Here is a 12,190-nt window from a genome sequence, read left to right as displayed (position 1 = left end):
GCAAAGGTCCCCCTCACGTGGCCTGTCGGCGGCCGAAGTCGATCGCTAGGCTGGCCGCGGACGAAGCGATCGGGAGGAGCACGGACGTGGCCGAGACCACCATCCAGCAGCAGCCGCTCATGGGCTGGGACAAGCCGGAGCTGGACCTGAGCAACGCCGATTGGCACTCGAGCAGCCGTGGTCTGGGGGATGTCCAGATCGCCTTCGTCGAGGGGTTCATCGCGATGCGCAACAGCGACCGCCCCGAGAGCCCCTCCCTGATCTTCACCCCGGCGGAGTGGGGCGCCTTCGTGTCCGGGGCGCGGGAGGGCGAGTTCGACCTCACCTGAGCGACGTCCGCCGGGCGGCGCGAGCCCGTACGACAGCTGCGGCGGGGTCGCCGACGACCCGACCGACCCCGCCGGCAGTCCGTGGCAGGAGGGCGTGACCCGGCGCAAGGGGAGGGGCCGTGACCTCGAAGGCGGCCAGGCGACGGTTCAGGAGGGCCGAGCGGCTCCGGGCGTTCCGGGACACGCGGCGCCGGGACCGGTGGGAGCGGCGGCGTGAGCGATGGCGCAGGGCCGTGGCCGTACTGGTGATCGCCGTCGCGGGCGTGATCCTGACCGGTTACGCCGGTCTGATGCTGACGGGCGCCCTCGGACTGTCCGGGACCCCGGGTGAGCTGCACGTCGAGTCGTGCGAAGTCGTGCGCGACCACAACAAGCCGATCACCGAATGCCGTGGCGAACTGCTGTCCACCACCGGCCGGTTGATCGCCGTGAACGCCGTGCTCGACGCCGACGCCCGCGCCGGCTCCACCGTCGCCGTGCGCGACCAGCCCTATGTCGGCATGGAGACGCTGGGGCCCAGAGCGGTCGTCGGATGGGCGACCCTGATGCTGATCGGCGTGTTCGCGGTCACCAACGGCGTGGTCATCGTGCGCGACGCCGCCGACCAGACCTTCTCGCTCGGCCCCAGGACGCTGGTCGTCCTCCTCGCGGCGATCGCCGCCGGAGCACTGGTCTACGGACTCACCGTCCTGTACGAACACCTCTTCTAGCTCCGACCGGAGTGCGTCGAGTCGGGCTCGCGCGGCACTCCGCAGGCGTACGCTGAGGTGCCTGTAGGTCACGGTCTGCGCTCGCTCCCCGCGCGGGTCCAGCACCGTGACGGGGGGTGCGCCATGACGCAGCGCAGTGCGCGGAGCAGAAGGACTCTCCTGGAGCGGGAGAGCGAACTCTCCGCTGTGGACGAGGCGTTGGGAGAGCTCACCGGGCTGCGCACGGACGGGGCCGAACCGCACGCACGCGCCCGCGGAGCCCTGCTCGCGGTCGCCGGCCGCCCCGGCATCGGCAAGACGACCCTCCTCGCCGAGGTCCGCCGCCGCGCCGCCGCCCTGGGCTGCACCGTGCTGGCCGCCCGCGGCGGCGACCAGGAGCAGCGGGTCGCCTTCCACGTCGCCCGGCAACTCCTCCAGCCGCAGTTCGCCGGCGCCGCCGAAGCGGATCTCCGCGCCCAGCTGGGCAGTTGGTACGACATCGTCGGGCCCGCCCTCGGCCTGTGCGCCCCGACCGACGGAGCACCGCCCGACCCGCAGGGCCTGCGCGACGGACTCGACTGGGTGCTCACCCATCTCGCCGTCCTGCGCGCCCCGATGGTGCTCGTCCTCGACGACGCCCACTGGGCCGACCCCGAATCCCTGCGCTGGCTGGCCGCGTTCGCCCCCCGCGCCGAAGAGCTCCCGATCCTCGTCGTGGTCGCCTACCGGCCCGACGAACTCCCCGAGCACGCCGAGCCGTTCAGGGCCCTGCCCGGCCGTGCCGGGGGACGCCCCCTGGACCTGGAGCCGCTGAGCGCCGCCGCCGTCGCCCGCCTCGTACGGGAGGCGCTCGGCACCCGGGCCGACGACGCGTTCTGCCGCGAGTGCTGGGCCGTCACCGCAGGCAACCCGTTCGAGACCGTCGAGCTGACCGCCAAGGTCCGCGACCGCGGGGTCACCCCGACCGAGGACGCCGCCCACCTCCTCCGCGATCTCGCGGCCGCCGTCAAGGGCAGCGGACTGATCGCCCGCATCGAACGCCTCGGCACCTCCACGGTCCGCTTCACCTGGGCCTGCGCGGTCCTCGGCACCGAGATCCACCCCCACCTCGCGGCCGCCGTCGCCGGACTCGGCCACGAGGAAGCCGCCGACGCGGCCGACGCGCTGCGCGGCGCCCGCATCCTCACCGGCGTCGAGTCCCTGGAGTTCGTCCACCCGCTCATCGCCACCGCCGTCTACCGGGCCATCCCGCCCGGCGTCCGCGTCGCGCTGCACGGCCAGGCCGCCTGGTGCGTGGTCGACGACGGACGGGGCGCCGCCGCGGCCGCCCGCCACCTCCTGGAGACCCACCCCGACGGCGACCCCTGGGTCGTCCAGCAGCTGCGCGCCGCCGCCGCCGAGACCCTCCGCTCCGGCGCCCCCGACGCGGCCCGCCGCTATCTCGCCCGCGCCCTGCGCGAACCCCCGGACCTCCGGGACCGCGCCGCCGTCCTGTACGAACTGGGCAGCGCCTCCCTGCTGACCGAACCGGCCACCACCGTCAACCTCCTGCGCGCCGCCCTCGAAGAGCCCATCACCGCACCCGACCTGCGCCACTGCATCGTCTACCGGCTCTCCCAGGTCCTCGCCCACAGCGACCGGCTCGCCGAGGCCTCCGACACCCTGGCCCGCGAGATCAAGGTCACCGGTGACGCCCGGGTCAAACTGCGCATGGTCGCCGAGCAGTTCATGTGGGACGCCTTCCGCGCCGACGAACCCGACCACCCCTCCCGCTCCCGCCGCATGGCCCGCCTGGCCGACCGCCTCACCGGCCGCGACCTCACCGAGCGGTACATCATCGGCCTGCGCACCTGGGACGCCGTCCTGCGCGGCGAGCCCGCCCACATCGCCCTGCACCACGCCGAACGGGCCCTCGCCGGGGGCCTCGGCTGGGCCGAGCCGGACCGCGGCTTCGAGGTTCCGGTCCTGGTCGCCCTCGCCTTCACCTACGCCGACCGCCCCGGTCGCACCGAGGAACTCTTCGCCGCCGGGATCGCCGACTTCGAACGCCAGGGCTGGCGAGGCGGCCACCTCTCCTTCGCCTACACCCTGCTCGCCTACGTCCGCTACCGCCGCGGCCGTCTCGCCGAGGCCGAGGACTTCGTGCGCGCCGGACTGCGCCTGGCCGAGCGCGTCGGGCCCGGCACCCCGGCCCAGTGGTACGCCCTGGGCGTCCTCATCGAGGTCCTGCTCGCCCGCGGCCGGGTCACCGAGGCCGCCCAGGTCGCCGACGACCACTGCTTCGGGGCGCCCTTCCCGGCCGCAGTGGTCTTCCCCGACGCCCAGACCGTGTACGGCGAACTGCTCCTGGCCCGCGGGCTCACCAAGGAGGCCGCCGTCGAACTGGCCGCGGCGGGCCGCCGCCTGGAACCCCGTGGCGTCCGCAACCCCTCCTGGTGCCCGTGGCAGCTCCACCTCGCCCGCGCCGAGAGCCAGGAGGCCCCCGACCGCGCGGTCGTCACCGCTCTCGAAGCGGTGGCGCGAGCCCGCCAGTTCGGCGCCCCGTCGGCGGTCGGCCAGGCGCTGCGGCTGGCCGCCGAGGTGGTGCCCGGCTCGGCCCGTGTGAAGCTCCTGGAGGAGTCGGTCAGCCACCTGGAACGCTCCCCGGCCGCGTACGAACTCGCCTGCGCGCTGGTGCCCTGGGCGCTGAGCTCCGCCGCGCCGGCCGCGCCCGGGAGGCGGCGGAGAACCTCTACCGCGGTCTGGACACCGCCGTGCAGTGCGGAGCCGACGGACTGACCGAGACCGCCCGCGAGGAACTGACCGCCGCCGGTCTCCGCCCCCGCCGCCTGCACAGCACGGAGACGGACACCCTGACGTCCCGCGAACGCCGAGCGGCGGACATGGCGGCGCGAGGCCACACGGACAGCGAGATCGCGAAGGAACTGAACACGGACGAGCAGGCGGCGGTCCGTCTCCTGTCAGCGGTCTGCCGCAAGCTGGGGACGGACCGTACTGGTCTACGACCGGTGAGTGATCCCACCTAGGGGCGCGGGGAACTGCGCGACCAGCCCCCACTACCCGCAGTCGCCCGACAACCTGTACACCCCGTTACCATGGGCGCATGTCGTTCCTCCGCCGTCGCGCCACCCCCGCCGGTCCAGACTTCGACGTACTGGCCATGGACCCGGGCGACTGGCCCGGCAACCTCGGCGCCGGGCTGCTGCCCGCCCCCGACGGCACCTGCCAGGGCGTCTTCCTGCGCTACGACCTCTTCGGCGGCCGCGGCCCCGCGATGATCATCGGCAACCTCCCCGAGGGCTCCCCGGCGCGTGAGGTCCCCGAGGGCCAGGTCCCCTTCGAGGTGGCGCAGCTGCTGATCGCGCTGGAGAACGACGAGGAGGTGACCGTCACCGACACCGAGGACGTACCGGTGATGCAGGGCGACAACCTCCTGATCGTGCGCCGCCTCAAGCTCTCCGAGAGCCGGATCTCCTGCGTCCAGTTCGACCGCAGCGACCAGGTCCTGGTGACCATCGCCGCCTGGGACCGCCCGATCACGGACGATCTGTACGCCCTTCTCAAGCCCCTGCCGGCGGAGCTGTTCCAGCAGGGCTGAACGCCTCCGGCGCGGTGTCGCCGTGGGATCCGGAAGTCGCCGTGGGATCCGGAAGTCGCCGTGGGCTCCGGAAGTCGCCGTGGGCTCCGGAAGGCCAGTTCCCCCGTCCCTGGCCTTCCGGAGCCGCCCGCGGGCACGGTCGGTCGTCCGGCCCCGCACGGTCACACCCGGGATCCCCCGCTCCGCCCGCCTCGGCGAAGCCCCGGGGTGCCGTGATCCAAGTCTTCGCGACCGCGGAATTGTCCGGCAGCCCCCTTTCACCACTCCAGACAATTCCCGGCCTCCTGCTACACCCCTCTGTCCCACGGCCGGAACTGCCTTGCCCCGCACCGGCGTCCGTCCCTAGCGTGCGAAGATCGGCCACCGGCCGCGCCGACGGGAACGCAGGGGAGAGTCATGGGGCGACGCGAGCGACCGCTGGACCCGACCGAGGGCCCTGTCGCCCGATTCGCCCACGAACTGCGGAAGTTACGCCAGGAAGCCGGGGGTCCCACCTACCGGGCCATGGCGGCACGCGCCCACTACTCCCCGGCGACCCTCGCCCAGGCCGCGGCAGGCGACCGGCTCCCCTCGCTCCAGGTCGCCCTCGCCTACGTCTCCGCCTGCGACGGCGACCCCGCCGACTGGGAGCGGCGCTGGCAGCAGGCGTCCCAGGAGGCGACCGAGGAACGGCGGGCCGCCGACGACCCGGGCCAGGCTCCCTACCTCGGCCTGGCGCGGTACGACACCGGTGACCGCGAGCGGTTCTTCGGCCGCGACCGGCTGGTCGAACGGCTCGCCGCAATGGTCACCGACCACCCCGTCGTCGTCCTCGTCGGCCCCTCCGGCAGCGGCAAGTCCTCCCTGCTCCGGGCCGGCCTGATCCCGAGGACGGCCGGCCGGACGCAGGTGATCTCGCCGGGACCGCACCCCGTCCGGACCCACGGCCACACCCTGGCGTCCGAGGCGTCCCTGATCGTGGTCGACCAGTTCGAGGAACTCTTCACCCTCTGCACCGACCCGGACGAACGCTCCCGCTTCCTCGACCTGCTCCTCCCCGCCGCCGGCCGGCGCACCCGCGTCGTGATCGCCGTACGCGCCGACTTCTACGGCCATCTCACCCGCCACCGCCGGCTCGCCGAGGCCGCCCAGGACGCCACGCTGCTGGTCGCTCCCATGGGCCCAGACGAACTGCGAGAGACCATCGTCCGGCCCGCCGCCCTCGGTGGCCTGGTCGTCGAACGCGCCCTCACGGCACGGCTGTTGGACGAGTTCGCGGACGAGCCGGGCGGGCTGCCCCTGCTGTCCCACGCCCTGCTGGAGACCTGGCGCCGACGCCACGGCCGGACGCTCACCGAAGCGGCCTATGAGGCGGCCGGGGGCATCCACGGGGCCATCGCCCGCACCGCCGAGGAACTCCACGCGAGCCTCACCCCGGCGCAGGCCGACACCGCCCGCCGTGTCCTGCTGCGCCTGGTCACCCCCGGCCAGGGCACCCCCGACACCCGGCGCCCCGCCGACCGCGCCGAACTCACCGGCGCCGACTGGCCCGACACTCCCCACGTTCTCGAACGGCTCGCCCGCGCCCGGCTGATCACCGTCGACGACGAGACCGTGGACCTCGCCCACGAGGCCGTGCTCACCGCCTGGCCCCGGCTGCGCACCTGGATCGACGAGGACCGCGAACGGCTGCGCGCCCAGCGCCTGCTCACCGAGGCGGCCGGCACCTGGGCGGTTGCCGGGCGCGACCCGGACACGCTGTACCGGGGAGGGCGACTGGCCGCCGCCGAGGAGCACTTCAGCGGCGGGTCCGCGGAACTCACCCCGCTGGAGCGGGAGTTCCTCCAGACCGCCGTACACGCACGCCGGCGTGAGCGGTTCCGTCGCCGCGGGCGGGTCGGCGCCCTGTCCCTGCTGGTGACCCTCTGCCTGCTCGCGGGACTCGTGGCCTGGCAGCAGAACCAGGAGGGCGAACGGCGCCGGCTGGAGGCGGAGGCCCGTCGGCTCGTCGGCGTGGCCGAGAGCCTCAGGCTGTCCGACCCGGTCACCTCGATGCGGCTGGGCCTGGCCGCATGGCGGGTGGCCGACCTTCCGGAGACCCGGTCCGCGCTCCTCGCGGCGGCCGACCAGCGCGAGCAGGACGTCTTCACCGATCCGGACGGCGGCAAGCGGACCATGCGCCGTCTGAGCACCGACGGGCGCACCCTGATCAGCGTCGGCACCGACCGGGTGACCCGCTGGGACGTGAGCACCCACCGGAACCTGAGCCGGCAGCCCGGCCTCGGCTCGACGATGGAGAACGCGGGCTTCCCGCACGGCGACACCACCTGGCTCCCGGTCTTCGACGGCACCCACGTCACCCTCCGCGACCTCGCCACCGGCCGCCAGGACCGCACCCCCCTCACGGACGCCGACGGCGGAGTGGAGATGAGCCCCAGCGGCCGCACCCTCGTCGTCTACGACCGTCAGGGCACGAGGGACCACACCCAGCTCTGGGACCCGCACACCCGCCGGAAACTGCTGGACGTCGAGGACCCCGAACGCCCCGCGAGCGTCGACGTCAGCGACATCGGCTGGCCCCGGCTCATGGCCGTCGTGGCCGAACTCCGACAGGACAGGCGCACCTCGATCCAGACCTACCGGTCCACACCCGACGCGACGGTCAGCCCAGACGACCGCCGCCTCGCCCTGTGCGTCCCCGGTGCCCGGCTCCGACTGTGGGACGTCGGGACGCGCAGGGAGATCAGCGCCCCCTGGCTGCCCAGGACGACCGCCCGGCAGTGCCTCCAGGAACAGATCACCTTCAGTCCGGACGGGCGTGCCCTGGGCGTCGTCGGCCCCTCCGGCTTCCGGGCCTGGCGGATCGACACCGGCCGCCTGATCGCCGACGTCGAGTACCCCGGTCTGAAGATCGCCCAGTTCAGTACCGACGGAGCCTTCATGGCCGCCTCCGACGGCGAGGAGATCCTGGTCTGGCGGCTGGCCACCCCCGTCTTCCCGGTCTTCCGCCACCGGCTCGCCGGCGAGACCGTCAAGGACATCCGCCTCGACCCCGCGCGCCGGACCCTGCGCTACCTCGGCGGTCCCGAGGGCACCTGGGGTCCCAGCGTGCACACCCTCGCCCTGGGCGAGGCGGTCACTCCCGACTGGACGACCACGCAGACCATCGGCATGGCCTACAGCCCGGACGGCGCACTCCTGGCCACGGCCCGCCCGGACCCCGACGGCGCCCGCATCCGCTTCCGGCTCCTCACCGCCACGGGACGGTACCTGGCCGACCTCGGCACGGCCCCGTGCCGCGTCCCGGACCCGGCGGCGGAGCTGTACGGGTGCGCCGCCCACCTCGCCTTCGACTCCACCGGCCGCACCCTCGCCTACGGCATCGAGTCGTCGAACGCGCGGCCCGCACCGCCACGCCTCTGGCTCTACGACGTCCCGCACCGCCGTGTGTCCACGGTCCTGACCACGGCCGACCTCGGCCGGACCGCGCCGGCCCACCTCGCCTTCGGCCCCGGCGACCGTTCCCTGCTGCTGACCGACCTGCCGAGCCCCTCGGTCGGCAGCGTCCGGATCCGGGACCTGGAGCGGCGCACGACCACCCTGACCCTGGCCAGCACCGGCGGAGCGGTCGCCCTGCACCCCGACGGCGACCTCGTCGTCACCACCGGAGGCGAGGCCTACCGCCTCCCCTCGGGCAGCCGGCTGCCCGCCGGACGCCTGCCCAGCGGCGGCAGTGCGCTGGCCTTCAGCCCCGACGGCACGTACCTGGCGGTCGGCGACGGGTCCGGCCGGGTCGAGCTGTGGGACGGTCGCCTGCACCGGCGCCTCGGGGTGCTCGCCGACCCCGAGACCACCACCTACCAGTACGTCTCGGCGCTGGCCTTCGCCCCCGACGGCCGGACCCTCGCCGTCGCCGGCGACGAGGGCACCCTTCAGCTGTGGGACGTGGCGTCCCGGCGCCGCATCGGATCACCCCTGCCGACCCCGGGCGACACGGTCACGGCGCTGGCCTTCGGCGCGGACGGCGACAGCCTCCACGCGGCGGGCGACCACACACCACCGCGGACCTACCTCGTCGGACCGGACCGAGCCGCCGCAACCGTGTGCCGACGTGCCGGTGGCGGCCTCACCCCCGAGGAGTGGAGCCGCCACCTGCCCGACGTGACCTACCGGCGGAGCTGTCCCGCCTAGCGCGTGAGCGAGAGCTTCACGTCCACGTCCGCCGCCCGCACGAACGCCACCCGGTGGCCGTACTGGATCTCGTAGTAGAGATCCTTGCCGACCACGACCTTGTGCGTGTCCGTCGCGAAGGTGACCGCGTAGTAGTACTCGCCGGGCACCTTGTCCCCGACCACGTATCTCTGGTCCTTGAGCACCTTGTACGGCAGCGGCGACACCGCCTGCGCGGGCACCCCCGCCGGGTACGCGGAGGCCTCGGGGTAGGCGCGGCCGTACACCGGGACGCTGTCGAGGCCCTTCTTCGGGGTGATCACGAGACCGGCGGCGTTCACCGCGGTCCGGTTGCCGGCCGGGTTCCTGAACCAGGCCTTCTGGCCCAGGTACCAGATCGCCGTCCAGTCGCCGTCCCGGCCGGCGACCGCGTACTGCTGGCCGGTGGACACCCGTGACGACAGGTCGTTGACGTCGGTCGTCGGGGGCCGGCCGCCCCGGCCGATGTCCGTGATGAGGGCGGAGTTCTCGTCGGGGGCAGAGTAGAGCCGCACCTCGCTCGAACCGTGGGCCGCGCAGGGCCGGCCGCTGGTGACACAGCCCGTGTACTGCGGCTGGTTGGTGGCGTAGTCGGGCCGGATCGTGACCAGTCCGCCCTGCTGGGGCGCGGTGGCCCGGATCGGCCGGCCCAGCAGCTCGAAGTAGTGCCGCCAGTCCCAGTAGGGGCCGGGGTCGGTGTGCATGCCCGGGATCGTCGCGGTCGTCGGCCCCGGCACGGTGTCGTGGCCGAGGATGTGCTGCCGGTCCAGCGGGATGCCGTACTTCGCGGAGAGGTACTTCACCAGCCGGGCCGAGGACCGGTACATCGCCTCGGTGTACCAGGCGTCAGGATTGGCCAGGAAGCCCTCGTGCTCCAGACCGATCGACTTGGCGTTGATGTACCAGTTGCCGGCGTGCCAGGCGACGTCCTTCGCCTTCACGTGCTGGGCGATGTGACCGTCGGTCGAGCGCAGGCTGTAGTTCCACGACACATAGGTCGGGTCCTGCACCAGGTTGAGGACACCTTCCCAGGCGCCCTCCGTGTCATGGATGACGATGTACTTGATGCTCTGCGAGGCCGGACGGTCGCCGAGGTCGTGGTTGCCGTAGTCGTTGTCGCCGAACTGCTCGTAGGGCGCCGGGATCCATTCGCAGGACACCGTCCTCGGGCACTCGGTGGCGCCCGCCTTCGGCTTCCTGAGGCCCGCGCGGGCGAGCTGCGCGGTGTCCGGGACCAGGTCGGGGCGGGCGGCCAGGGCGATCCGCTGACCGGCGTCGGTGGTGCGCGCCTCGCCGGTGCGCAGGACGTCGTAGACGTCGTCGGCGTACGCGGCGGCCGTCCCGCTGTCGTCCGCGCCGGAGAAGCGGGCCACCGCGCCGTACCAGTCCGCGGGGTCCTCGCTCAGCGGCTCGCCCAGCTCCTTCTGGGCCGCGGCCAGCAGCGCGGCACCGCCCGCGACGTTCGCCGCGGGGTCGGTCCGCAGGTCCTCGGCGCTCAGACCGGACAGTTCGGCCGCCTTCGGCAGTGTCTCCAGCCGGGCCGGGATCTCGCCGGCCTGCGGCACCTTCCGGTCGGGGAGCAGGGCCGCGCGGGCGCTGTCGCCACGGGCGTCCTCGGTGCCCTCGCTGTGGTGCGGGGCGGAGGCGAGCGCGGACCGGGCGTCGGTGAGGTGCATCGGCCCGTAGCCGCCGGTCACGCTGGGCGCCCCGGCGTGACCGTCCCAGCGGGACTGGAGATAGGAGACGCCGAGCAGGACGCTCTGCGGCACGTGGTACTCGGCGGCCGCCGCGGCGAAGGCCTGCTGGAGCCCGGCGGCGGAGTCCGCGGGCTGCTCCGGGGCGGCGCCGAGCAGGGGCAGCAGCAGGGCGGTGCCGGCCAGGGTGCCGAAGACTCTCCGGGTGGCTCTGTGGGGGGTGGTGGCGGATCCTCGCAATGCGTCCTCCTGGGGCGATCGAGCGCGATGAGCCGAGCGGGGCCGGGCGTGCGTCAGTGCTACCGGCTCCTCGACGATCCGTCAATCATGCCCAGGGGCAGGGGATTTCCCATGTCAATCCGGGTCCGCGGGAGTTTCGCGGCGGTGGCCCGCGGGCCTGCGGGGCGTCAGTGGTGTACACCAATGGCCGGGGCCGCGCCGACGTCCGGACACGCAGAGGCCCGCGGGGCGCCGCTCCACCGGCGCCCCGCGGGCCATCGCCCCGTCAGCGAGTGCCGACCGCCGCGCGTACGGCCCGACGGGCCAACTGGCAGTCGTCGTGCAGCCGCCTCAGCAGCAGCCGCTGTTCCTCGCCGGACGGCGCAGCACCGGGGTGGGCCACGGCCGGTGCCGCCGGGGTCGTGTCGAGCATCGAACGCTGCACGGCCGTCTCGTAGGTCCGGATCTCCCGGGTCAGGACGAGCATCAGGTTCACCAGGAAGGCGTCCCGGGAGGCCGGGCCCGCCGACTGGGCGATCTGGCTGATCTGACGACGTGCCACCGGGGCGTCACCGAGGACCGACCACAGCGTCGCCAGGTCGTAGCCCGGCAGGTACCAGCCCGCGTGCTCCCAGTCCACCAGCACTGGACCGGCCGGTGAGAGCAGGATGTTCGAGAGCAGGGCGTCGCCGTGGCAGAACTGGCCCATGCCCTGCCGGCCCGCCGAGTGCGCGATGCCGTGCAGCAGCTTCTGCAGGTCGCCCAGGTCCCGGTCGGTCAGCAGTCCCAGTTCGTGGTAGCGGGAGATACGGGCCGCGTAGTCCAGCGGGGCGTCGAAGGTGCCCGCCGGTGGCCGCCAGGCGTTGAGCCGGCACACCGAGCCGAGGGCCGCCCTGATGTCCGCGCGCGGCGGGGCCTCCGCCGGGTGCCGGTGCAGCGCCGCGACCCGGCCGGGCATCCGTTCGATGACCAGGGTGCAGTTGTCCGGGTCCGCCGCGATCAGCCGGGGGACGCGCACCGGAGGCCGGTGCCGGACGAACGAGCGGTAAGCGGCTATCTCGTGCCGGATCCGCTCGGCCCATACCGGGGACTGGTCGAGTAAACACTTGGCGACGGCCGTGCTGCGTCCCGTCGTACCGACCAGGAGCACGGAACGCCCGCTGCGGCGCAGCACCTGCACCGGAGCGAACTCCGGGCAGATCCGGTGCACCGACGCGATCGCCGTGCGCAGCTGGGCGCCCTGGGGGCCGGACAAGTCGAGTCTCCCGCTGAGCGGTTGGGTGCCGAGCCCCGGAGCGCGCCGTGTCCTGCCCGTACCCGGTACGGGGGCCGTCGGCCGCGCGGGGTCGAGGTAGGGGCCGCCACCCGCCGGGCGGAGATGCGGCGACCGGGGCGGGGCGGACACGGAGGACGATGCTGCGTACATGGGAGAGACAGATCCCTTCGTGTGCCTGCTGTGCCTGGAGAAGCGGT

6 protein-coding genes and 1 pseudogene are annotated in these 12,190 nt (G+C 73.9%); 5 read left to right on the top strand and 2 right to left on the bottom strand.

Annotated elements, in window-relative coordinates; genetic code table 11:
• Positions 1 to 86 precede the first annotated feature (86 nt).
• The 5 genes and pseudogenes from AQJ54_RS29600 (at position 87) to AQJ54_RS29580 (ending at position 8,786) form a co-directional block, all read left to right on the top strand.
• Positions 87 to 329 (top strand): DUF397 domain-containing protein, encoded by a 243-nt coding sequence (locus tag AQJ54_RS29600; RefSeq protein ID WP_020138535.1) that lies wholly within the window; start codon positions 87 to 89, stop codon positions 327 to 329.
• A 119-nt stretch (positions 330 to 448) separates the two neighbouring features.
• The gene (locus tag AQJ54_RS29595) at positions 449 to 1,039 is read left to right on the top strand and encodes a hypothetical protein (RefSeq protein WP_062242275.1); all 591 of its coding nucleotides are present in this window, start codon (positions 449 to 451) and stop codon (positions 1,037 to 1,039) included.
• Positions 1,040 to 1,162: 123 nt separating this feature from the next.
• Positions 1,163 to 4,044 (top strand): annotated as a pseudogene (locus AQJ54_RS29590) (ATP-binding protein).
• 77 nt (positions 4,045 to 4,121) lie between these two features.
• Positions 4,122 to 4,616, top strand: a complete 495-nt coding sequence (locus AQJ54_RS29585; RefSeq protein ID WP_030324661.1) for a hypothetical protein — start codon at positions 4,122 to 4,124, stop codon at positions 4,614 to 4,616.
• Positions 4,617 to 5,012: 396 nt separating this feature from the next.
• A complete protein-coding gene (locus AQJ54_RS29580) occupies positions 5,013 to 8,786 on the top strand; it encodes an nSTAND1 domain-containing NTPase (protein WP_062242273.1) in 3,774 nt (1,257 codons plus the stop codon).
• On the opposite strand, the gene AQJ54_RS29575 is transcribed toward AQJ54_RS29580, so the two are convergent.
• Both AQJ54_RS29575 and AQJ54_RS29570 read right to left on the bottom strand, forming a co-directional pair.
• Positions 8,783 to 10,738, bottom strand: a complete 1,956-nt coding sequence (locus tag AQJ54_RS29575; RefSeq protein WP_062242270.1) for an N-acetylmuramoyl-L-alanine amidase — start codon at positions 10,736 to 10,738, stop codon at positions 8,783 to 8,785. The two genes, AQJ54_RS29580 and AQJ54_RS29575, sit on opposite strands and share 4 nt — an antisense overlap.
• A gap of 265 nt (positions 10,739 to 11,003) precedes the next feature.
• Entirely contained in the window at positions 11,004 to 12,143 is a 1,140-nt protein-coding gene (locus AQJ54_RS29570) for an aminoglycoside phosphotransferase family protein (RefSeq protein WP_062031965.1), read from the bottom strand.
• Positions 12,144 to 12,190 lie beyond the last annotated feature (47 nt).

The organism is Streptomyces griseorubiginosus (assembly GCF_001514195.1).
GTDB classification, from domain to species: Bacteria; Actinomycetota; Actinomycetes; order Streptomycetales; family Streptomycetaceae; genus Streptomyces; species Streptomyces griseorubiginosus.
Note: the sequence above shows the minus strand (reverse complement) of the source record. Positions and strands in the feature narration are given on the sequence as shown.